Source organism: Wielerella bovis, from assembly GCF_022354465.1.
Lineage (GTDB): Bacteria > Pseudomonadota > Gammaproteobacteria > Burkholderiales > Neisseriaceae > Wielerella > Wielerella bovis.
Window position 1 is genome coordinate 82,834 of the sequence record NZ_CP092361.1, and the last position, 24,157, is coordinate 106,990.

19 protein-coding genes and 2 tRNA genes are annotated in these 24,157 nt (G+C 45.3%); 4 read left to right on the plus strand and 17 right to left on the minus strand.

The window, feature by feature from the left end; translation table 11 throughout:
• The first annotated feature begins 276 nt into the window (after positions 1–276).
• The 3 genes from ubiM to MIS45_RS00515 all read left to right on the plus strand — a co-directional run bounded on the left by ubiM (position 277) and on the right by MIS45_RS00515 (position 2,715).
• Entirely contained in the window at positions 277–1,455 is a 1,179-nt protein-coding gene (gene ubiM / locus MIS45_RS00505; RefSeq protein ID WP_249450662.1) for a 5-demethoxyubiquinol-8 5-hydroxylase UbiM, read from the plus strand.
• Between the two features lie 99 nt (positions 1,456–1,554).
• On the plus strand, positions 1,555–2,196 hold the full coding sequence (locus MIS45_RS00510; RefSeq protein ID WP_249450663.1) for a LysE/ArgO family amino acid transporter: 642 nt from the start codon (positions 1,555–1,557) through the stop codon (positions 2,194–2,196).
• A 78-nt stretch (positions 2,197–2,274) separates the two neighbouring features.
• Entirely contained in the window at positions 2,275–2,715 is a 441-nt protein-coding gene (locus MIS45_RS00515; RefSeq protein ID WP_249450664.1) for a YiiD C-terminal domain-containing protein, read from the plus strand.
• Positions 2,716–2,778: 63 nt separating this feature from the next.
• Here MIS45_RS00515 and MIS45_RS00520 read toward each other — a convergent pair.
• Both MIS45_RS00520 and uvrC read right to left on the minus strand, forming a co-directional pair.
• A tRNA-Gly gene (locus MIS45_RS00520) sits at positions 2,779–2,852 on the minus strand.
• A 54-nt stretch (positions 2,853–2,906) separates the two neighbouring features.
• Positions 2,907–4,751: an excinuclease ABC subunit UvrC gene (gene uvrC / locus MIS45_RS00525; RefSeq protein ID WP_249451390.1), complete on the minus strand. Its 1,845-nt coding sequence runs from the start codon at positions 4,749–4,751 to the stop codon at positions 2,907–2,909.
• Positions 4,752–5,047: 296 nt separating this feature from the next.
• Here uvrC and MIS45_RS00530 point away from each other — a divergent pair, with 296 nt between their 5' ends.
• A complete protein-coding gene (locus tag MIS45_RS00530; protein ID WP_249450665.1) occupies positions 5,048–5,485 on the plus strand; it encodes a hypothetical protein in 438 nt (145 codons plus the stop codon).
• A 57-nt stretch (positions 5,486–5,542) separates the two neighbouring features.
• Here MIS45_RS00530 and rnhB read toward each other — a convergent pair whose 3' ends face one another.
• From rnhB to tuf, 15 genes are all read right to left on the minus strand, one after another.
• Positions 5,543–6,145, minus strand: a complete 603-nt coding sequence (gene rnhB / locus MIS45_RS00535) for a ribonuclease HII (RefSeq protein ID WP_249450666.1) — start codon at positions 6,143–6,145, stop codon at positions 5,543–5,545.
• Positions 6,138–6,323, minus strand: a complete 186-nt coding sequence (yacG, locus tag MIS45_RS00540) for a DNA gyrase inhibitor YacG (RefSeq protein ID WP_249450667.1) — start codon at positions 6,321–6,323, stop codon at positions 6,138–6,140. The genes rnhB and yacG overlap by 8 nt, the downstream gene beginning before the upstream one ends.
• Before the next feature lie 352 nt (positions 6,324–6,675).
• Positions 6,676–8,088 (minus strand): SLC13 family permease, encoded by a 1,413-nt coding sequence (locus MIS45_RS00545; protein ID WP_430472151.1) that lies wholly within the window; start codon positions 8,086–8,088, stop codon positions 6,676–6,678.
• Between the two features lie 175 nt (positions 8,089–8,263).
• A complete protein-coding gene (gene lpxB, locus MIS45_RS00550; RefSeq protein WP_249450668.1) occupies positions 8,264–9,412 on the minus strand; it encodes a lipid-A-disaccharide synthase in 1,149 nt (382 codons plus the stop codon).
• A 469-nt stretch (positions 9,413–9,881) separates the two neighbouring features.
• Entirely contained in the window at positions 9,882–14,108 is a 4,227-nt protein-coding gene (gene rpoC, locus MIS45_RS00555; protein WP_249450669.1) for a DNA-directed RNA polymerase subunit beta', read from the minus strand.
• A 138-nt stretch (positions 14,109–14,246) separates the two neighbouring features.
• Entirely contained in the window at positions 14,247–14,717 is a 471-nt protein-coding gene (locus tag MIS45_RS00560; protein WP_249442737.1) for a hypothetical protein, read from the minus strand.
• A gap of 126 nt (positions 14,718–14,843) precedes the next feature.
• The gene (gene rpoB / locus MIS45_RS00565; RefSeq protein WP_249450670.1) at positions 14,844–19,031 is read right to left on the minus strand and encodes a DNA-directed RNA polymerase subunit beta; all 4,188 of its coding nucleotides are present in this window, start codon (positions 19,029–19,031) and stop codon (positions 14,844–14,846) included.
• Positions 19,032–19,351: 320 nt separating this feature from the next.
• A complete protein-coding gene (rplL, locus tag MIS45_RS00570) occupies positions 19,352–19,726 on the minus strand; it encodes a 50S ribosomal protein L7/L12 (RefSeq protein ID WP_249442739.1) in 375 nt (124 codons plus the stop codon).
• 73 nt (positions 19,727–19,799) lie between these two features.
• Positions 19,800–20,297, minus strand: a complete 498-nt coding sequence (gene rplJ, locus MIS45_RS00575; RefSeq protein WP_249450671.1) for a 50S ribosomal protein L10 — start codon at positions 20,295–20,297, stop codon at positions 19,800–19,802.
• A 422-nt stretch (positions 20,298–20,719) separates the two neighbouring features.
• On the minus strand, positions 20,720–21,418 hold the full coding sequence (gene rplA / locus MIS45_RS00580; RefSeq protein ID WP_249450672.1) for a 50S ribosomal protein L1: 699 nt from the start codon (positions 21,416–21,418) through the stop codon (positions 20,720–20,722).
• On the minus strand, positions 21,418–21,852 hold the full coding sequence (gene rplK / locus MIS45_RS00585; RefSeq protein ID WP_249442742.1) for a 50S ribosomal protein L11: 435 nt from the start codon (positions 21,850–21,852) through the stop codon (positions 21,418–21,420). Before rplK ends, rplA begins: the two co-directional genes overlap by 1 nt.
• A gap of 131 nt (positions 21,853–21,983) precedes the next feature.
• Complete coding sequence (nusG, locus tag MIS45_RS00590) at positions 21,984–22,535, minus strand: transcription termination/antitermination protein NusG (protein WP_249450673.1); 552 nt, start codon at positions 22,533–22,535, stop codon at positions 21,984–21,986.
• Positions 22,536–22,545: 10 nt separating this feature from the next.
• Entirely contained in the window at positions 22,546–22,764 is a 219-nt protein-coding gene (gene secE, locus MIS45_RS00595; protein ID WP_249442744.1) for a preprotein translocase subunit SecE, read from the minus strand.
• Between the two features lie 86 nt (positions 22,765–22,850).
• A tRNA-Trp gene (locus MIS45_RS00600) sits at positions 22,851–22,926 on the minus strand.
• Between the two features lie 13 nt (positions 22,927–22,939).
• Positions 22,940–24,124, minus strand: coding sequence for an elongation factor Tu (gene tuf, locus MIS45_RS00605; RefSeq protein WP_249442883.1), 1,185 nt, complete (start codon positions 24,122–24,124; stop codon positions 22,940–22,942).
• Positions 24,125–24,157: the final 33 nt, after the last annotated feature.

The following is a 24,157-nucleotide window of genomic DNA, read 5'->3' on the forward strand; positions in this document are numbered from 1 at the left end:
GAAAATTCTCATCATAATTAGTTAATTTTTAGTTAGTTTAATGCATTGTTGTACGCCAAGACATTATCAACTCGCGTAAACCTTTTTACACATCATCAAAGATTGAGTTAATTTTATTTTCAGGCTGCCTGAAAGTGCTAAAAATAGTAAGTTTTACATTATTTTCAGGCTGCTTTGGGTGTACAATAAGCGCGTTTTTATCTTTACATATTAATTATGTCGTGTACGCATAGGGTATGCCTGAAAAATGGTACACAAAATAAAAAAGGAAATAATATGGATACGGATATTGTTGTAGTAGGCGGAGGTCCTGCTGGTTTGGCATTTGCGCGACAATTTAAAAACACAGGTGTGCGTGTAACTGTGGTAGAAAAATCGCCCGAAGACAGCCTGAAAAATCCTGCTTACGATGGACGTGAAATCGCTTTAACGCATCGTTCACGCGAAATCATGCAACATTTGGGTATGTGGCAACGCGTTCCTGAAAACGAAATTTATCGTTTGCGCGATGCCAAAGTATTCAATGGTACTTCGGATTACACGCTGCATTTTCCCGAGCCAACCCAAGCACGCGGTGGCAAAACCGACCGTTTGGGCAATTTGATTTCCAATCACAATATTCGCCGCGCCGCGTATGAAGAAGTGAAAACGTGCGACAATGTGCAATTATTGTGCGGCGTGGGCGTGAAAAGCGTGGAAAGCAACGAAAATCGCGCTTTGGTTACGCTGGAAAATGGCGACACCGTTAGCGCAAATTTGTTGATTGCGGCGGATAGTCGTTTTTCCAATACGCGCCGTCAATTAGGCATCGCGGCGGATATGCATGATTTTGGTCGCACCGTCATCGTGTTCCGCACCCAACACACGATTTCCAATCAACACACCGCCAGCGAATGTTTCTTTTATGGACGCACACTCGCGCTGTTGCCATTGGAAGAGCATTTGACCAACTGCGTGATTACCATCACCAATACCAAAGCGCATGAATTATTGGATTTATCGCCCGAAGAATTGGCAAAAGAAGCGCAAAAAATGTTGGGCGGACGTTTGGGCGAAATGGAAATTGCGGGTACGGTACACAGTTATCCATTGGTCGGTGTACACGCGGAAAAATTTTATGGTACACGTTGCGCGTTGATTGGCGATGCGGCGGTCGGTATGCACCCAGTTACCGCGCACGGTTACAATTTGGGCTTGGAAAGCACGGATATTTTGTCCAAACTGATTATTCAGGCTGCCCAAAAAGGCAAAGATATTGGCAATCCAGATTTACTGGAAATGTACAATGTTAAACACCAACTGCACACGCGTCCCTTGTATCACGGTACCAATGCGATGGTTACTTTCTTTACCACCGACACCGCACCTGTGAAATTGCTGCGTGGCGCGGTTTTGCGTATCAGTAATAATTTACCGCCGTTGAAAAAATTGATTAGTAAACAATTAACAGGTTAATTCTGTTTTATGATAAAAAGGCAGCCTGAAAAATATTTTTCAGGCTGCCTTATTGTATCATCCACCCATTTTAAACACATTATCCAAAAGGTTATCCCCATGTTATCCACAATACTCAAAGGATTTGCCGTATCAGGCGGACTGATTATGGCAATTGGCGCACAAAACGCCTTTGTCCTGAAACAAGGCTTGTTACGCCAACACACTTTTTGGGTAGCATCTATTTGTTTTGTTTGTGATTTTGTTTTTATTAGTGCAGGCGTAATGGGTGTGGGTGGCGCATTAAGCAAAAGTCCACTTTTGTCCGCCTTATTATCGCTGGCAGGCGGCATATTTCTGTTTTGGTACGGTTTCAATTCGCTGCGTTCCGCTTTATCCACAGAACAACACAGTTTGGTTGCACAAACAGAAAACAGCAATCAAGGCAGCCTGAAAACCACAATTTTGGGTGTACTAGCGGTAACATTGCTCAATCCGCACGTTTATGTGGATACCTTAATGCTGATTGGCGGCATCGCAGCAACCTTGTCCGATTCTGATAAAATATGGTTTTTGCTGGGTGCATTGTCCGCCTCATTTATTTGGTTTTTTGGATTAAGCTACGGCGCACGTTTATTACGTCCCATTTTCGCCAATCCACGCGCATGGAAAATATTAGAAACGCTCATCGGCATCGGTATGTGGTGGCTCGCATCGGGCTTGTTTCATTATTTTTATCGCTGGCTGACGACATCGCTTTAATCCATCCGAAATCCTATTTTTCAGGCTGCCTATTTCAGCCGCAACCCATTTGTTATTTAATAAACCATAGAAATCCATATGACTCCAACCGAATTACAATCTTTTTTACACACCTACATTCCAGCCACCGCCGCTTTGGGCATTACTGTACAAGAATGCCATCACGACAAAGTATCGCTTGCCATGCCGCACGCTGGCAATCAAAATCACAAAAACACCGTATTTGGCGGCAGCATCGCGCTGGCAGCCACCACTTGTGGCTGGGCGTTAACTTATCTCAATTTCCCCGAAGCCAACGGCAATATTGTTATCCAACAAGGGCAAACCCGTTATCTCCGCCCTGCAACAGGCAATTTAATTTTGACGGTACGCAGCGTATCAGATACCGATTGGCTGATTGCACACGATGAATGGCAACGGCGCGGTAAAGGAAAAATTTTATTAGAAACAGAAATTTATTCAAATAATCAACTGGTTGCAGTATTTGCTGGAAGATATGTTGTATTAAATAAAGATTAAGGCAGCCTGAAAACCGAAAAGCAGCCTGAAAAACACGCGTTTTTCAGGCTGCTTATTATTTTTTGGAGCGGGCGACGGGAATCGAACCCGCGTCAGGAGCTTGGGAAGCTACTGTCTTACCATTAGACGACGCCCGCAATGTGGCGCATTATACAGGTTTTTTTATGGATTCAGGCAGCCTGAAAACGCATTCACCCATGAAAATAATCATAAATCTTCTGTGCCAACGCCAAACTAATCCCATCTACGCTCGCCAAATCCTCCACACTCGCCGCCTGCACGCCACGCAAACCACCAAATCTCATCAATAAAGCCGCCTTGCGTTTCGCCCCCACCCCAGCAATATCGTTTAATGAAGACGTAATCCGCGCCTTATCCCGTTTCGCACGCATGCCCGTAATCGCAAAACGATGGCTTTCATCGCGCACCGTTTGCAATAAATGTAAGGCTGGTGAATTTTCAGGCAGCCTGAAACGCTGATTTTGAAACGGTAAAATCAATTCTTCCAAACCCGCTTTGCGTTCCACCCCTTTGGCAATGCCAATAATCGGAATCGTCAGTCCCAATTCTGCCCACACCGCCACCGCCATATTCACCTGCCCCATGCCGCCGTCAATCAATACCGCGTCTGGGAAACGCACCGCTTCGCCGCGCGCCGCCGTTTCCACCAATTTACCGTAACGCCGCGTCAAAACTTCGCGCATGGCAGCATAATCATCGCCTGCTTTTGCCGTTTTAATGTTATAGCGGCGATACTGGCGCGGCTGCATGGCAAAATCATCGTACACCACACAGCTCGCCATCGTTGCTTCCCCCTGCATGTGGCTGATGTCAAAACATTCCAAACGGCGCAATTCATTTTCAGGCAGCCCCATCAGTTCCGCCAACGCCACCACGCGCACGTGTTGATTCACATTTTGTAATTGGTGTTGTGTCAAAGCATTTGCCGCATTTTTCGCCGCCATATTCAGCCAAACTTTACGCTCACCACGTTCCCCAGCCGAAAACACCATTTGCCGCCCATGTTCCTGATTCAAAGCATTTTGTAAATTTTCAGGCAGCCTGAAATTCGCAATCAACACATCGGGTTTTTGTTTACCCAAATAATGCTGTGCGACAAAGGCTTCTGCATAATCCTGACCATTTGGATTCGGGTCGTGGCGCGTGTCGGGAAAAAAACTGCGGTCGCCCACGTGCCGCCCACCGCGTATGCTCACCCAATGCAAACACACATCGCCGCCGCCCACCGCCAACGCCACCACATCAATATCCCCTTGATGATTCAAATTATTACTGTCCACAAATTGTTTAGACTGAATCACGCCCAAAGCCTGAATCTGGTCGCGCAATTTCGCCGCCAATTCAAAATCCAATTCATCGGCAGCCTGAAACATCTGCGTTTCCAAATCTTTCAACAAATCCGCCGTTTTCCCATTTAAAAACGCCGCCGCGTGGCGAACTTGCGCTGCATAATCATCAGTCGTAATTGCCCCCACGCACGGCGCAGAACAGCGTTTGATTTGGTGTAACAAACACGCGCGGTCTCGGTGGGCAAATACGCTGTCTTCACACGTTCTTAATTGAAAAACCTTTTGCAAAATTTCAATGCTGTCGCGCACCGCGTAACCATTGGGATATGGACCAAAATACTGATGCGGTTTTTTCGGCGTGCCACGAAAATACGCCAATTTTGGAAATTCGTGTCCGCTCAACATCAAATAGGGATACGATTTATCATCACGAAACAAAATATTGTATTTGGGCGACAAAGATTTAATCAGATTATTTTCCAAAATCAAGGCTTCCGCTTCCGAGCGCGTGAGCGTGATTTCTACTCGCGCCACTTGTTTTAACATCAACTGAATGCGCGGCGAATGGTCGTTTTTTTGGAAATAGCTGGACACGCGCCGTTTCAAATTCACCGCCTTGCCCACATACAAAACCGTGTCATCGGCGGCAATCATGCGGTACACGCCTGAAGAGTGGGGCAAGGATTTGAGGAAAACTTCTAGGTCAAATGGTGGTTTGGTGGACATGGTTTCAGGCTGCCTGAAAAACAATAAAGCAAAATCATAACAAAAAGGCAGCCTGAAAACAAAAGTTTGGTTTTTATGGCGCATATGCTATGATTCATGCGTGGAAGGCAGCAACAAGGCAGCCTGAAACATTTTTATCATGACTAAACAGGAGTCTATTTATGTTGTCCAAATGTTTTAAAATTGTTGCCGTATGTGCATTGACTGCTGCGTTAGGTGGTTGTTACATCGTTCAACCCGCCCCTGGTACAGCGGTAACCATTCAAAATCCTGCCAACTGATAAATGAAAGGTTATATGATGAAAAACAGTATCAAAATATTGGGTGCGCTGCTGATTGGTAGCGCATTGAGCGCGTGTTACGTTGTTCCTGCTGGCAATGCGCGTGTTGTCGCTTCGGCAAATGGCACACCAGTCGCTACAAACAGCGTAAGCAGCCATACTTTGAATGCACGTTTGTATCCCAGTAATGCCGAAGCGCAACGTTTTGGCGGCGTGCATGGAACCGTTACCGTTGACCAAGCAGGTCATGGTCGCTTGAATGCCGTGATTGGCGGCGAAAGTTTTTCGGGCGATGCGACTCGTGATTTAAATTCACGGCGCGGCACAGGCAACGCCAGCGCACCAAGCGGTCGTTACATTTCCTGTGATTACACCATGCACTCGGCAACTTTGGGCAAAGGCGAATGCAAAATGTCCACAGGTGCGATATTTGAAATGCACATCAGCAAATAAATCCCAAAAAGGCAGCCTGAAAACATTTTTCAGGCTGCCTTTTTGTTTATGCAAACATTATTCAAACAATTTCCCCTGCGCCAACATCATTTTAACTGGCGCAAAATCCACCCGATGTTCAGGCAATGCGCCAAATTGCTGCAATGCCGCCAAATGTGCTGCCGTGCCATAACCTTTGTGTTGAGCAAAACCATATTGCGGATAACGCTCGTGCAACGCGTACATTTCTGCATCACGCGCCGTTTTCGCCAAAATAGATGCCGCAGAAATCAGCGCGATTTTGGCATCGCCTTTGACCACCGCTTCGGTTGGCATAGTCAAATCTTTGGGAACACGATTGCCGTCAATCCACACTTTTTCAGGCTGCATTGCCAAACCTTGCACAGCACGAGTCATTGCCAACATGGTTGCGTGTAAAATATTGTATTGCAAGATTTCTTGTGGATTGGCAGATGCCACACACCACGCCACAGCCTGTTCTTTGATTTGCGCTGCCAACAAATCACGTTTTTTTTCGCTCAATTTTTTGGAATCGGTTAAACCTGTCAGTGCATAATGTTCAGGCAGCATCACAGCGGCGGCAAACACGCTGCCAACCAAACAACCGCGTCCTGCTTCGTCCACACCTGCGTGGCTGGGTAAAATCAAATAGTTATTCATGATGCAGCGCGTCCCATTCTTCTGGCGTGTCGGGCAGCGTGGGAATGGCGCGTTTTTCTTCCACCCATTCGCCCAAATCAATTAATTTGCATCGCTCGCTGCAAAAAGGGCGATAGCGGTTTTCAGGCTGCCATAATACAGATGTTTGGCAGGTGGGACATTTGACGGTATTTATCATTTTTTGTTTCCAAATAAGTTTTCAGGCTGCCTATTTTGATATTTTAATATACGATAAACAATCAAAAGGCAGCCTGAAACCAAGAATTTGTATTCATAAAATTGATGGCTTGATTTTATAGTGAAGTAAAATAAGAAAGATGCAAGGCGACCACGCCCGCCGTGTACAAATCGTACATAAGGGCGTGGGCAACGAAGCAGATTTCTTATTTTAATTTACTATATTGTCCATGCGTGCAAATGCAAGGCGGTTTTTCATGCCAATATCGGGACTATTGGCATGAAAAACCAATACAGTAGTCGCATGAAGTGGCGATAAAACAAGCTCAATATTGTGAATACAGGTTCTAAAATCACATTAAAAATAACCAAGCCCATGCGGATAGGATGGCAATACTCAACACGCTCAATACAAAACCAACATTGACCATGTCTTTTTGACGGATTTGACCTGTTGCAAAAACCAGCGCATTAGGTGGTGTGCCAACTGGCAACATAAATGCACACGATGCACCAATGCCGATAATCAACACTAAAACTTGTTCAGGCAGCCCCATTTGTGTGGCAATGGTGGCAAACATGGGAACAAATAGTGCGGCGGATGCGGTATTACTGGTAAAGTTGGTCAGCAATATAATAAATGTTGCCACCGCCACAATAATAACCAAGGGCGATGCACCACTTAATATTTGTGCCACCTCATTCCCCAAAGCAGATGATGCGCCTGATTTGCCCATCAATACGCTCAATGTAATACCTCCACCAAATAAGAGTAATACGCCCAAATCGGTATTTTGTGCAACATCGCGCCAACTGACCGTTCCCAAAATCACAACCATTGCTGCTGCTATCAAGGCGATAATACTGTCAATAGAGGTAATGCCTGTGGCTTTGGCAATGTATGAGCTAAATATCCATGCTAATGCGGTGGCAACGGCTATGCATACCGTTAATACGCGCGAGAGTGTCCAAGGAATCGTTTCGGTTTCCAGAGAAACGGTGGTATGCAAATTCGGGCGTAACACAACATATAGGGACAATAGCATCGCGGGTAATAATACTAAAGCAATAGGTAAGCTGAGTGTCACCCAGCCCGTAAAATCTACCCCTAATGCTTTGGCAGCAATGGCATTGGGTGGTGAGCCAACCAATGTACCGATACCCCCCAAACTGGCGCAATAAGCAATGCCAAGTAATACAAATGTGAATGTATTGCGGTCTTTTTCGGGATTAAGATGCGAGAGTAAACCCATGGATAGGGGTAACATCATGGCAGCGGTGGCGGTATTGCTTATCCACATAGATAAAAATGCGGTTACGGCAAAAATCAACAATATAGCGGAAAATAAGTTACCACGCGATAGAGCGATGACTTTCAAAGCAATTTTTCGGTCAAGTTGTTGAACATGCAATGCACTGGCTAATGCAAAACCACCAAAAAAAACGTAAATCACGGGGTCAGCGAAATTGGATAAGGCAGTTTTGGTATTCATGTCAGGGATTTGAAAAACCACTGCCAACACAGGAATCAATAGCGCGGTAACGGTAATATGTACCGCTTCGGTCAGCCACAATAAGCCAATGAATAATAGAATTGCCAAGCCTTTGTTGACGTTGGTATCGTATGGCAATAGGAAATAAGCACCAAAACTCACAGCAGCCGCGATGATAATGAAGATGACATTACGCCAGTTGGTTGTCGGTGGTGGCATACTTTTAGGCGATGCATTCTGGGGAGGGGTATGATTATGGATAGGGTCAGACATGTGTGCTCCTAGTATATTTATAAACAATCAAATTTGATTATGGTGGATTAAAATAGAAATAAGACAAAAGCTGGCAATGCTGTACTATTTTAAACAACCATATCGTATCAAAATAACAATATAAATTGAAACAATGCAGCCTGAAAAATGTTTTCAGGCTGCCTATGATTTATTTTTATCGTGCTTCTGCTAACACCGCATCCGCAGCTAATTTATCCGTATCTAATTTCAACATTTCGTGTAATGCCGCAAATTCCTGTTCTACTTGCGCGATTTTTTCAGGCTGCCGATACCAATCCAACATTGCCGCTGCCAATTTATCGGGCGTGGCATCGTGTTGCAATAATTCAGGCACGACTTCTTTGCCCAACAAAATATTCGGCAAACCAACGTGCGCCACTTGGATTTTGCGTTTGACCAAAAAATAAGTGAGTGGCGAAATTTTATAGCTAATCACCATTGGTCGTTTGCACAATGCCACTTCCAGCGTTGCCGTGCCGCTGGTAACCAAAACCACGTCTGCCGCCGTACACGCTAAATCTGCTTTGGCAGCTTGCAGACGAATGGGCAATTTTTCAAATTCAGGCTGTGATAAATAATGCTGCAAACGTTCGCGTGATGCAGCGGTGGCATACGGCGAAATAAATTGCGCGTTAGGCAATTCACGCAAAATCAGTTGCGCGGTGCAGAAAAAAATTGGTGCCATATAATCAATTTCGTTGACACGGCTGCCTGCCAAAATGGCAAATACGGGAATGCTGGTGTCTAATTTTAAGCGTTCGCGTACAGCGGCTTTGTCGGCAATCATCGGCAAAGTTTGCGCCAATGGATGTCCGATAAACAAAGCGCGTCCACCAGCCGCTTGGTACAACGGTGCTTCCATCGGAAACAAACACAATACTTGATTGACTTGCTTAACAATTTTGTTCACACGTTCGCGTTTCCACGCCCACACCGATGGGGAAACATAATGCAACGTAGGAATCCGTGCCGCTTTTAATTGTTCTGCCACACCCAAATTGAAATCAGGCGCATCAATGCCGATAAAAACATTGGGGCGGATTTGTTTTAATTTTTCCACCAATTCGCGGCGGATTTTTAGGATTTCGGGCAAGCGTTTGATGACTTCTACATAGCCGCGTACAGCAAGGCGTTCTTGGTCAAACAAACTTTCGCAACCTGCGGCAATCATGCGCGGTCCACCGATGCCGATAAATTTAGCATCGGGGCGTTGCGCTTTGATGGCTTCAATTAAATGTGCGCCTAGTAAATCGCCAGAGGCTTCGCCTGCGCACAGAGCAATGGTTAGGGATTGTGTGGACATTGTAAAGTTTTTAAAATAAATGAATAGGTGTGATTGTATCGTGAAATGAAGTTTCAGGCTGCTTTTTATTGGATAAGGCTGCCTGAAATATAGCCGTTATAAAATAAAAATAATACAGCGTTGCCAGCTCCCTTATGTACTATGTTGTACACGGCGGTCGCTGTCGCATTGTCCTGATTTAAATTGAATTTACTATAAATGTACACGGCGGTCGCTGCTACCTTGTCCTGATTTAAATTGAATTCACTATACAAAACGGACAAGCGAATTTCATCGTTTGTCCGTTTTTATTTAGCTCACATCATTGGTTTCAGATATATAGTGAATTCAATTTAAACCAGTACAGCGTTGCCAATTTCCTTATATACTAGGTGTATACAGCGGTCGCTGTCGCCTTGTCCTGATTTAAATTGAATCCACTATATTTCTATACAACTGCTTGAATATTCAGGCAGCCTGAAAACCAAATTTATGCTTCGCTACTTTCGTTTTCTTCGGTTGTAACTTCATTGTGGCTAGCAATCGCTGCGGCACCACGTTGCGCTGCCCAAGCTGCACGACGCGAACGGTGATAACTTAAACCTGTACCTGCTGGAATCAAGCGACCCACAATCACGTTTTCTTTCAAACCACGCAAGTCGTCTTTGCGACCCATAATTGCAGCTTCGGTCAAAACACGTGTCGTTTCTTGGAACGATGCAGCTGAAATGAAACTGTCGGTACTCAAAGAAGCTTTGGTAATACCCAACAATACATTTTCAAAACGTGCAGGTTCTTTGCCTGCTGCAATGGCTTGTTCGTTAGCAATCAATACTTCAGCACGTTCAACCTGTTCGCCTGTAATGAAGTTGGTATCGCCTGTATCCACAATGCTTACACGGCGTAACATTTGGCGAATAATCACTTCAATGTGCTTGTCGGAAATTTTCACACCTTGCAAACGGTACACTTCTTGTACCTCTTGCACAATGTAGCGTGCCAATTCCTCAATGCCTTTCAAACGCAAGATATCATGTGGGTCTACCGCACCATCCACAATGGTTTCGCCACGATTGACTACTTGACCATCGTGTACCAGCAGTTGTTTCTCTTTAGAAATCAAGGTTTCGTATGCCACACCGTCCAAGTCAGTGATAACAAGGCGTTGTTTACCTTTGGTTTCTTTACCAAATGAAACTGTGCCTGTAACTTCTGCCAACATACCTGCATCTTTTGGCACACGCGCTTCAAATAATTCGGCTACGCGTGGCAAACCACCCGTAATATCGCGTGTTTTAGTTGAGGCTTGTGGGATACGTGCCAACACGTCGCCTTTACCAATTTCTTGACCTTCGCGCACTTGGATAATCGCGCCAACTTGGAATGCCATAGATACAGGGGTTTCTGTACCAGGAATCATCACAGGTTCACCGTTTTCATCCAACAGTTTTACGGTTGGACGCAACAATTTGCTGGTGCTGCCACGACGTTTACCGTCAATCACTACCAAAGTAGACAAGCCTGTTACATCGTCAGTTTGGCGGGTAACAGTTACACCTTCCTCCACGTTTTCAAACTCTACACGACCTGCGTGTTCGGTAATCATTGGGTGCGTATGTGGGTCCCAAGTTGCCAGCGTGGTACCTGCTTTCAACTCTTCGCCATCTGTTACTTTCAAAGTTGCGCCATAAGGGATTTTGTGCAATTCGCGCTCGCGACCTGCCGCATCCAAAATCATGATTTCACATGAACGACCGATAACAATCAATTCGCCTTTTTGGTTGGCAATGTAACGCATTTGTCCACCAAAACGCACCGTACCGTTGGATTTAGCTTCCACTTGGCTGGCTGCTGCTGCACGCGAAGCCGCACCACCGATGTGGAACGTACGCATCGTTAATTGTGTACCTGGTTCGCCAATAGATTGTGCTGCAATCACGCCGACTGCTTCGCCCGCATTGACCAATTTACCGCGTGCTAAGTCACGACCATAGCATTTCGCACACAAACCATAACGTGTTTCACAAGTAATTGGTGTGCGAACTTTCACTTCGTCCACGCCCGAATTGTCAATCAAATCAACCAATTTTTCGTCCAGTAATGTTCCTGCTTCAATCAATGTGCTACCTGTTGATGGGTCAATCACATCTGATGCAGTTACACGACCCAAAATGCGGTCACGCAATGGTTCAATAATGTCGCCACCTTGTACTACAGCTTTCATAGAGAAGCCTTCGCTAGTGCCGCAATCATCTTCCACTACCACCAAATCTTGGGTTACGTCCACCAAACGGCGCGTTAAGTAACCAGAGTTTGCAGTTTTCAATGCGGTATCCGCCAAACCTTTACGCGCACCGTGTGTCGCAATAAAGTATTGCAATACTGTCAAGCCTTCGCGGAAGTTTGCCGTAATCGGTGTTTCAATAATCGAACCATCTGGTTTTGCCATCAAGCCGCGCATACCTGACAACTGCTTAATTTGCGCTGCCGAACCACGCGCACCCGAATCCGCCATCATGTAAATGGAGTTGAATGACTCTTCCATTAAGGTTTTGCCATTTTCATCTTTGTACACTTCACCTGTTTTATCATTTAATACAGGCTGTTGTCCCAAATTATCCATCATGGCTTTGGCAATTTTATCGCCAGCACGTCCCCAAATGTCTACGACTTTGTTGTAACGCTCGCCATTGGTTACCAAACCTTGACGGTATTGGTCTTCAATTTCTTTCACTTCAGCTTGGGCTTCAGCCAGCAAAGCAGGTTTTTCTTTTGGAATTTCCATGTCATCCACGCAAATGGAGATGCCACCTTTCGCCGCCAATGCAAAACCTGTATACATCAAATGGTCGGCAAAAATAACCGTGTCACGCAAACCGCACAAGCGGAACGATGCATTAATCAGCTTGGAAATTTCTTTCTTTTTCAAAGCCTTGTTCACATATTCAAATGGCAAGCCTTTGGGCAAAATTTCAGACAGCAAAGCACGACCCACAGTCGTTTCATAACGATTCATCACAGGTTCAAATTCGCCTGCATCATTTTTTACCCATTCGCGCAAACGCACGGTAATTTTAGTACCCAATTTCACTTGTTTGGTGTGATACGCACGATGTACTTCTTTCACATCAGCAAACAAAGTGCCTTCGCCTTCAGCTTTTTCTTTGGCACGAGTCATGTAATACAAGCCCAATACGATGTCTTGCGATGGCACGATAATCGGCTCGCCGTTGGCTGGCGCGAGTACGTTGTTGGAAGCCAACATCAATGTACGCGCTTCCATTTGCGCTTCCAAGCTCAATGGCACGTGTACCGCCATTTGGTCGCCGTCAAAGTCCGCGTTAAACGCCGCACACACCAATGGGTGCAACTGAATCGCTTTGCCTTCAATCAAAATCGGCTCAAACGCTTGAATACCCAAACGGTGCAAGGTCGGCGCACGGTTCAACAGAATTGGGTGTTCGCGAATCACTTCTTCCAAAATATCCCAAACTTCAGGTACTTCTTGTTCTACCAATTTTTTGGCAGCCTTAACGGTGGTGGCGAGTTCGCGTTTTTCCAATTTGTGGAAAATAAAGGGTTTGAACAATTCCAATGCCATTTTTTTCGGCAAACCGCATTGGTGCAAACGCAAGTAGGGACCTACGGTAATCACGGAACGACCTGAATAGTCCACACGTTTACCCAGCAAGTTTTGACGGAAACGACCGCTCTTACCTTTAATCATGTCAGACAATGATTTGAGTGGGCGTTTGCTTGCGCCAGTCATGGCTTTGCCACGGCGACCGTTGTCCAACAAGCTGTCAACGGCTTCTTGCAACATGCGTTTTTCGTTGCGGACGATGATGTCGGGCGCGCGCAATTCCAGCAAGCGTTTCAAACGGTTATTGCGGTTAATCACGCGACGATACAAATCGTTCAAGTCAGACGTAGCAAAACGTCCGCCGTCCAATGGCACCAATGGACGCAAATCGGGCGGCAACACGGGCAACACGTCCATAATCATCCATTCCAATTTCATGCCTGAGCGTTGGAAGGCTTCCAAAATTTTCAAGCGTTTGGCGATTTTTTTGATTTTGGTGTCGCTGCTGGTGGATTGCAATTCTTCGCGCAACAATTCAATTTCGCGCTCAATGTCCAAAGTACGCAGCAATTCGCGGATGCCTTCTGCGCCCATGTGTGCGTCAAATTCTTCGCCAAATTCGTCCAATTTGTTGTAGTAATCTTCTTCGCTCAACAGTTGGCGGCGTTGCAAGCTGGTCAAACCAGGGTCGGTAACCACAAACGCTTCAAAATACAACACGCGCTCAATATCGCGCAAAGTCATGTCCAACACCATGCCCAAGCGAGACGGCAGCGATTTCAAAAACCAAATGTGGGCAACGGGCGCAGCCAATTCAATATGACCCATGCGCTCGCGGCGCACTTTGGTCAGGGTAACTTCCACGCCGCATTTTTCGCAGGTTACGCCTTTGAATTTCAAGCGTTTGTATTTGCCGCACAAGCACTCGTAATCTTTGACTGGACCAAAGATTTTCGCGCAGAACAAGCCATCGCGTTCGGGCTTGAAGGTGCGGTAGTTAATCGTTTCGGGTTTTTTCACTTCGCCATACGACCACGAGCGAATCGTGTCGGGCGATGCGATGCCAATTTTAATGGCATCAAATTCTTCTGAACCTGCTTGTTGCAGGGGGGCGAATAAATCGGTTAAGTTCATTTTTGCTCCTGTTTTTAAGGGCGATTTTGAATTTTTTTTGGTGGATATTTTTTCAGGCTGCCTGAAAACGAAATTTTTGATTTTAGGAAATTTTCAGGTTGCCTGAATTGGCGACAATGTCGGTTATGAGTATCCGACCTATACCTGCTTCTGACAAATCATGTTAGCACTTTCATCAGTATTATCTTTCAACCGCATTTGCTTATCTGTCATATCCATAATGGTATATTGCTGCTGATATTGTTTACCAATATTTTGCTTTAAACCTTCTATAACAAAATCATCACGCTGAGCTGCTGGAATACGCTCTACTTTATCCAACATACGCATATCTAAATCAAGCTGTTGATGAATAATCTTCCAATTACCAGCGAAATACTGTTTATAAACCACATTGTCCATTGTAAATTGCGAACTTCCTTGAAGATGATTTTGTTTATTTAACATCAAAAGCATCTCTGCATTATCTTGTGTTTTACACAACCAATTCCCAATCATTTTGGGATTAGATTGAGATAACTGATTTTGACTGGGAGTCATAACTTGTGTATTAGTACACGCCAATAATCCCAATGAAAGCAATGCGCTCATTACCAATTTTTTCAACATGATTGTTTCCTTATTTTCGCAAATTTAGTTTTCAAGCTGCCTTTCAGTACACGACAAAATTTGAAGCAGCGTTGTGTCGGGCATAAATGCCCGACCTACCTTTTCAGGCTGCCTGAAAGCAGATTGTTAATTCTGCTCCAAATCAATATCCAAGCCCAGCGAACGGATTTCTTTCACAATCACATTAAACGATTCGGGCATGCCCGCATCAATTTTGTGTTCGCCTTTGACGATGTTTTCGTACATTTTGGTGCGACCTGTTACGTCATCGGATTTCACCGTCAGCATTTCTTGCAAGGTGTATGCCGCGCCGTATGCTTCCAGCGCCCATACCTCCATCTCACCGAAACGCTGACCACCAAATTGCGCTTTACCGCCCAATGGCTGTTGCGTTACCAAGCTGTATGGACCTGTTGAACGGGCGTGCATTTTCTCATCAACCAAGTGGTGCAGTTTCAGATAGTGCATCACGCCCACCGTTACGCGGCGGTCAAACGCTTCGCCTGAACGTCCATCGTACAAAGTAATCTGCGTTTTGCTTTCGTTGAAGCCCAATTTCTCCACTTCAGGGTCATCGCTTGGGTACGCCAAGTTCAGCATATCGTAAATTTCTTGCTCTTTCGCGCCGTCAAATACGGGGGAAGCAAATGTCGCGCCACGTTTCAGGTTTTCAGCCAGCGTGATGATTTCATCGTCATTCAGGCTCTCCAAATCTTCTTGTTTGCCGCTACCGTTGTAGAGTTTTTCCAAGAAGGCGCGGATTTCGCTCACTTTGCGCTGTTCAGCCAGCATTTTTTCAATGCGCTGACCGATGCCTTTCGCCGCCCAACCCAAATGCACTTCCAAAATCTGACCGATGTTCATGCGCGATGGTACGCCCAATGGGTTCAACACGATGTCCACAGTGCGACCGTCCGCCATGTATGGCATGTCTTCCACAGGCAAAATGCGCGATACCACGCCTTTGTTACCGTGGCGACCCGCCATTTTGTCGCCTGCCTGCAAACGGCGTTTGATGGCGATAAACACTTTCACCATTTTTTGTACACCAGGGGGCAACTCGTCGCCTTGGGTCATTATTTTTTTCTTTTTGACTTCGTACAACACTTCCGCTTCTTCGCGTTTTTGTTGCAAAGACAATTTAATCAATTCAAGCTGTTTGGCGATTTCTTCGTCTGCCATGCGCACGTCAAACCAATCATGACGAGACGGCAAACCATGCAAATATTCCGCCGTAACCACCGTGCCTTTTGCCAATTTCATTGGACCGCCGTTTGCAGGCTGCCCCACAATCATGCGCTCAATACGGTCAAACGCATCGTTGTCAAAAATGCGGATTTGGTCATTCAAATCTTGGCGATAGCGTTTCAATTCCGCGTCAATAATGGACTGGGCGCGTTTATCGCGGGTAATGCCTTCGCGTGTGAACACTTGTACGTCAATCACCGTGCCGCTCATGCCCGTTGGCATACGCAAAGAAGTGTCTTTCACGTCAGACGCTTTTTCGCCGAAAATCGCACGGAGCAGTTTTTCTTCTGGGGTCAGTTGCGTTTCGCCTTTGGGCGTTACCTTGCCGACCAACACGTCGCCCGCTTCCACTTCTGCACCGATGTACACAATACCGCTTTCGTCCAAACGGTTTTGCATTTTTTCAGACAGGTTGGGAATGTCGCGTGTGATGTCTTCCGCGCCCAATTTGGTATCACGCGCCACCACGTTCAATTCTTCAATGTGAATAGACGTGTAGCGGTCGTCCGCAGCGACTTTTTCGCTAATCAAAATGGAGTCTTCATAGTTGTAACCGTTCCATGGCATAAAGGCGATGGTCATGTTTTGACCCAAAGCCAATTCGCCCAAATCGGTGGACGCGCCGTCCGCAATCAAATCGCCTTTTTGCAACACATCGCCTGCTTTCACGGCTGGGCGTTGGTTGATGTTGGTGGATTGGTTGGAGCGTGTGAATTTCACCAAATTGTAAATGTCCACACCGCCTTGTTCTGCGGTTGCTTCTTCATCGTGTACGCGCACCACAATGCGGTTGGCGTCCACATATTCCACCACGCCGCCACGGCGTGCCACAATCGCAGTCGCGCTGTCCACGGCTACGGCGCGTTCAATGCCCGTGCCGACCATTGGTTTTTCGGCGCGTAAACATGGCACGGCTTGACGTTGCATGTTCGCACCCATCAAAGCGCGGTTCGCGTCATCGTGTTCCAAGAATGGAATCAACGATGCGGCTACGGACACCACCTGACCTGTTGCCACGTCCATGTATTGCACGCGGTCGGGGGTTGCCAAAATGGTTTCGCCTTTTTCGCGGCAAACCACCAATTCATCTTTCAGGCAGCCTGAATCGTCCAATTCCGAGTTGGCTTGGGCAATCACATAGCGACCTTCTTCAATCGCCGACAAGTAGTCAATTTCATCAGTTACTTTGCCGTCCACCACTTTGCGGTAAGGCGTTTCCAAGAAACCGTAATCATTGGTACGCGCATAAACGGACAAGGAGTTAATCAAGCCGATGTTTGGACCTTCGGGCGTTTCAATCGGGCAAACGCGACCGTAGTGCGTTGGGTGTACGTCGCGCACCTCAAAGCCTGCGCGTTCGCGAGTCAAACCACCAGGACCCAAAGCGGAAACGCGGCGTTTGTGCGTAATTTCCGATAATGGGTTGGTTTGGTCCATAAATTGCGACAACTGGCTTGAACCGAAAAATTCTTTAATCGCCGCAGAAACAGGTTTCGCATTAATCAAATCAGTAGGCATCAAACCTTCGCTTTCCGCTTGGTTCAAACGCTCTTTCACGGCACGTTCCACACGCGCCAAACCGCTACGGAATTGATTTTCCACCAATTCGCCAACGGAACGCACACGGCGGTTACCCAAGTGGTCAATGTCATCTACTTCGCCATGACTGTTACGCAATTCCACCAAAGTGGCGATGGTCATCACGATGTCTTCATGGCTCAAAATAAAGCTGGTTTTATCGGTTTTTTCCGACATTTCGTTCAACAAACGTTCGTACCAAGTCCCTGTTTGTTCAGGCAGCAATTTTTGCTCATAAGTACGCGTATTGAATTTCATGCGACCCACGCGAGACAAATCGTAAGTTTCTTCTTGGAAGAACATGCGTTTGAACAAAGCCTCTACCGCCTCTTCTGTTGGCGGTTCACCTGGACGCATCATGCGGTAAATGGCAACACGTGCGGCGTTTTGGTCAACTGTCTCATCTGTTTGCAGCGTGGCTGAAATATAATTGCCCGCGCTGGTTTCATTAATAAACAAAGTTTGGATTTCTTTGATGCCATTGATGTCCAGCTGCGCCAGCAATTCTTCAGTAATTTCACTGTTGGCAGCCGCAATTACTTCGCCATCTTCACTGATAACATCACGCGCCAAGACTTTACCAACCAAAACATCGGTTTCTACAGTTAAACGCGTTAAACCAGCTGCCTGAATGTCGCGCACATTTTTGGCATTGATGCGTTTGCCTGTTTCCACCAACACTTTACCGTTGCTGTCCACAATATCAAATTTCGCCAATTCGCCACGCAAACGCTCTGCCACCAAATCAATTTCTACGCCATTTTTAGACAAATAATAAGTTTCTTTGTCGTAGAACATGTCCAGCATTTGCTCATCGTTATAACCCAAAGCACGCAACAAGATGGTTACGGGCATTTTACGACGGCGGTCAATACGGAAATACAGCAAATCTTTCGGGTCAAATTCAAAATCCAACCACGAGCCACGATAAGGAATGATGCGCGCAGAGAACAACAATTTACCCGAAGCATGCGTTTTACCACGGTCGTGTTCAAAGAATACCCCTGGTGAACGGTGCAATTGCGACACAATCACGCGCTCTGTACCATTAATCACAAACGAGCCGCTTGGTGTCATGAGCGGAATTTCGCCCATATAAACTTCATTAGCACGAATCTCTTTAATTTCACGCTCTTCTAATTTATTTGAGCCTTCTTTATTGAAGATTGCTAGTTTAATTTTAGCCCGCAAAGGCGCAGCATAAGTGATACCACGCAACTGACATTCTGGAATATCAAATTCAGGCTCACCCAAAACATAATGATCAAATTGCAATTCAGCATAACCATTATTGCTCACAATCGGAAAAATTGAACTGAATGCAGCCTGCAAACCTTCATCTAAACGATCATGTATCGTACGATTTTGCTGCAAAAATTTATCGTAAGACTCCAACTGCGTAGTCAGCAGGTAAGGCACTTCCAAGACAGTTTCACGTTTCGCAAAACTTTTACGGATACGTTTTTTCTCGGTAAAGGTGTAACTCATTGTTAGATACTCCAAGGCGGGTAACGATGACAAAATAATAGGATGGATGAGACACAGCCTGAAAATAATATTATCCATTTCTAAATAGAATCAATCTTTTAAATTAAAGAAAGAAATTTTTCAGGCTGCCTGCCATAAATTATTAATATAAATTTACTAAAATTTTACTTCCCTTAACTTTTTTAAAAGTAAAATTTAGTAAATTTACACATTTTTGAGATATAAAAGCGCAAACAAGGCTGGTAGAGAATAACCTACCAGCCTAATGATTAACCACAAACTAAACCACGGTTAATCTGAATTGTCTAACCAAAAATGGATTATTTAATTTCCACTTTCGCGCCAGCTTCTTCCAATTGTTTCTTGATGTCATCAGCTTCAGCTTGAGATACGCCTTCTTTCAAAGTCTTAGGTGCGCCGTCTACCAAGTCTTTAGCTTCTTTCAAGCCCAAGCCAGTGATGGCACGAACCACTTTAATCACGCCAACTTTTTGGTCGCCAGCAGATGCCAAGATTACGTCAAATTCAGTTTTTGCTTCAGCAGCAGCGGCACCGCCAGCAGCAGGGCCTGCAGCAACTGCAACAGCAGCAGCAGAAACGCCGAATTTTTCTTCAAACGCTTTAACCAACTCATTCAATTCCATAACGGTCAAGTTGCTTACCGCTTCCAAAATGTCTTCTTTAGTGATAGCCATGCTATTCAACTCCATAAAAAATATTGAATTAAAAATTTAATTTAAAAAACAAAAATCAGGAAAGAGCGGAAAATTAAGCCGCTTCGCTTTCTTTTTTCTCTGCCAACGCAGCCAAACCACGCGCAAAGCCAGAAACAGGCGCTTGCATAACGAACAACAGTTTGGACAACAGTTCTTCGCGTGATGGAATGGATGCCAGTTCAGCCACTTGTGCGGCGTTCAACACGTCGCCATTGTAAGCACCAGCTTTGATGATGATTTTGTCGTCTTTTTTCGCGAATTGGTGCAGCACTTTTGCAGCAGCCACGGCGTCTTCAGACGCAGCGTAAACCAAAGGACCAACCATTTGGTCAGCCAAACCTGCAAAAGAAGTTCCTTCAACCGCACGGCGAGCCAAAGTGTTTTTCAGAACGCGCAAATAAACGCCTTCTTTACGCGCATTGGCACGCAGTTCGGTCATGCTGGCAACACTGATACCGCGATATTCAGCAACGACCATAGTTTGTGCGCCAGCAATGCCTGCGGCGATTTCTTCTACGGTTGCTTTCTTGGTTTCAATATTGAGACTCAAGGTCTACCTCCCACTGTTTAAATTCAGGCTCATCAACATGATGAACCAACCAGCGGCAACCTGATTTTAAAGACACTTTGCAAGCGATACCTCGCTCAACAAAAACTTTTTTCAGGACTACCGTCTGCGTAGGGTATTCAGAACCTGCATTTACAATCATCACGATGACTTTTGCGATTATTAAACACATCTGCTACGTTGATTTTCATTTGGACAGAACCACTATCCAAATGAAAATCGCCTTGCATCTGCATTCAGTAATCGCAAAATTCATTCGTTCTGATTGCAAATACAGGTTCCATTATTAAAACTTGCGTTCCCTACGGTCTTGGACACCTACTTAATATTTTAAGTAGCCCCATTTTCAGGCAGTCTGAAAACCAAAATTGCCCTTTTCAGACTGCCTGAAAGATTTGTTTAGATTATTTAGCGGTTACGCTAGATACATCTACGCGCACACCCAAGCCCATGGTGCTGGATACAGCGATTTTTTTCAAATATTGACCTTTGGCAGCAGCTGGTTTGGCTTTCACCAAAGCGTCCAACAATGCCTCAAAGTTTTCTTTCAAATCTGCTTCTGCAAAAGAAGCGCGACCGATGGTGGCGTGAATGATACCTGCTTTATCAGTACGGTATTGTACTTGACCCGCTTTGGCATTTTTCACTGCCTCGGCAACGTTAGGGGTAACGGTACCCACTTTGGGGTTTGGCATCAAGCCGCGCGGACCCAAAATCGTACCCAATTGACCCACGATGCGCATCGCGTCAGGAGACGCAATCACCACATCAAAGTCCATATTGCCTTTTTTGATTTCTTCTGCCAAATCTTCAAAGCCCACGATGTCCGCACCAACCGCTTTTGCCACTTCTGCGTTTGCACCTTGTGTGAATACAGCTACGCGAGTAGTTTTACCCGTGCCTTTTGGCAACACAACTGAGCCACGAATCACCTGGTCAGATTTACGAGGATCAACGCCCAAGTTGAAAGACACATCAACCGATTCATCAAATTTAGCGGTTGCAGCTTTTTTCACCAAAGCAATCGCTTCATCAATCGCATACAATTTATTGGCTTCAACTGTTGCGCGAATGGCTTTCAAACGCTTAGACACTTTTGCCATTATACAACCCCTTCCGTGTTCAAGCCCATAGAACGTGCAGAACCCGCAATTGTGCGAACCGCAGCATCCAAATCAGCAGCCGTTAAATCAGGCTGTTTAGTTTTAGCAATTTCTTCCAATTGAGCACGAGTAACCGTACCCACTTTATTTGTTAATGGATTAGAGCTACCTTTTTGCAAACCTGCAGCTTTTTTCAACAATACAGTTGCTGGCGGCGTTTTCATCACAAACGTGAATGATTTATCCGCATAAGCAGTAATCACAACTGGAACAGGCAAACCAGGTTCCATTCCCTGCGTAGCAGCATTAAACGCCTTACAAAATTCCATGATATTCAAACCACGCTGACCCAAAGCCGGACCAACCGGTGGCGACGGATTGGCTTTACCTGCAGGAATTTGCAGTTTGATGTAGCCGATGACTTTTTTTGCCATGTGTATAAACTCCAAAAAAACGGGTATAACGCAGACAATTCTGCTCCCCAAAAATTTAAGCTAATTATTTTAGCGCGTTTTATTTATTTTGACAAGGATTTAATATTTTTTCCAAATTATCCAAGAGAATATTAAACCACTTTTTCAACTTGATTAAATTCCAATTCCACAGGTGTTTCACGTCCAAAAATTTGCACAGTTACACGCAATTTATTTCGCTCATAATCCACATACTCCACAACACCTGTGGTTTCAGCGAACGGCCCATCAGTAACTCTGATTTTCTGACCCACATCAAATTCAACACGCGGTCTAGGTTTTTTCACCCCACCCGACTCACCCAGATTAACAACCTGAGACATCATTGCGTCCACTTCTCGCTGAGCAATCGGCAAAGGACGATGCAAAGTACCTCCGATAAAGCCATTCACGCGTGGCGTACTTTTAACTAAATGCCAAGAGCTATCCGTCATTTCCATTTCAATTAACACATAACCAGGAAAAAACTTGCGCTCCGAAACCATACGACGACCATTTTTAATATCCACCACTTCTTCCACAGGCACAAGAATTTGCCCAAAATAATCGCCCATATTTTCGCGTTCAATACGCTCTTTTAACGTTTTTTGCACATTTTTTTCAAAACCTGAATAAGCTTGCACCACATACCAGCGTTTAGACATGATAATCCCTTTATCTTACTAAAATAAAATTAAACAGCAACGAAATAACACTATCTACGCCGTAAATAAACAAGGCAAAAATCGCCACAAAAAATAACACAAAACCCGTCATACGGACTGCATCAGGACGCTTAGGCCAAACTACTTTTTTAACTTCTGTAATGGATTCTTTTACATAACGAAAGAATTTGAAACCATTTTGTTTTTCCTGTTCTATTTCTTGGCTCATTATTTTTTCCAATTCTGCTGCATTTCAGGCAGCCTGAATATACAAGAAAAAACTAACCAAGTTTTTGTCTTGGTTAGTTTTTTATTTGGCAGGCCAAGTAGGTCTCGAACCTACAACCCTCGGTTTTGGAGACCGATACTCTACCAATTGAGCTATTGGCCTATAAACTGTTCAATTAAGCGATTACGTTAGCCACAACGCCCGCACCTACGGTACGACCACCTTCACGAATCGCGAAACGCAAGCCGTTTTCCATTGCGATAGGCGCAATCAATTCAACGGTGATTTTCACGTTTTCACCCGGCATAACCATTTCTACGCCTTCAGCCAAAGTAACTGCGCCAGTTACGTCAGTTGTACGGAAGTAGAATTGTGGGCGGTAGTTTGCGAAGAATGGGGTATGACGACCACCTTCATCTTTGCTTAATACGTACACTTCTGCTTCAAATTTGGTGTGTGGTGTGATAGAACCTGGTTTAGCCAATACTTGACCGCGCTCAACTTCTTCACGTTTGGTACCACGCAACAATACACCTACGTTATCGCCTGCTTGACCTTCGTCCAACAATTTGCGGAACATTTCCACACCAGTACAAGTGGTTTTTTGCGTGTCTTTCAAACCAACGATTTCAATCTCTTCGCCTACTTTAATTACACCGCGTTCTACACGACCAGTAACTACTGTACCGCGACCAGAGATAGAGAATACGTCTTCGATTGGCAACAAGAATGGTTTGTCAATCGCACGTTCTGGAGTAGGAATGTAGCTGTCCAATGCAGCAGCCAATTCAAAGATTTTTTCTTTGTAAGCTGCGTCGCCTTCCAAAGCGCGCAAAGCAGAACCTTGAACGATTGGGCAGTCATCTCCTGGGAAATCGTAGCTAGACAACAAGTCGCGGATTTCCATTTCAACCAATTCCAACAACTCAGCGTCATCAACCATGTCGCATTTGTTCATGAACACGATGATGTAAGGAACGCCTACTTGGCGAGCCAACAAGATGTGTTCGCGAGTTTGTGGCATAGGACCGTCAGCAGCAGAACATACCAAGATTGCGCCGTCCATTTGAGCCGCGCCAGTAATCATGTTTTTCACATAGTCTGCGTGACCTGGGCAGTCTACGTGTGCGTAGTGGCGAGTTTCGGTTTCGTATTCAACGTGAGCGGTGTTAATGGTAATACCGCGTGCTTTTTCTTCGGGAGCCGCGTCAATTTGGTCGTAAGCTTTTGCTGTACCGCCGAATTTTTCAGCCAAAATGGTGGTCAATGCAGCAGTTAAAGTGGTTTTACCATGGTCAACGTGACCGATGGTGCCAACGTTTACGTGCGGTTTGCTACGTTCAAATTTTTCCTTTGCCATGGCAAAATTCCTATAAAAAATAGTTGATAACAA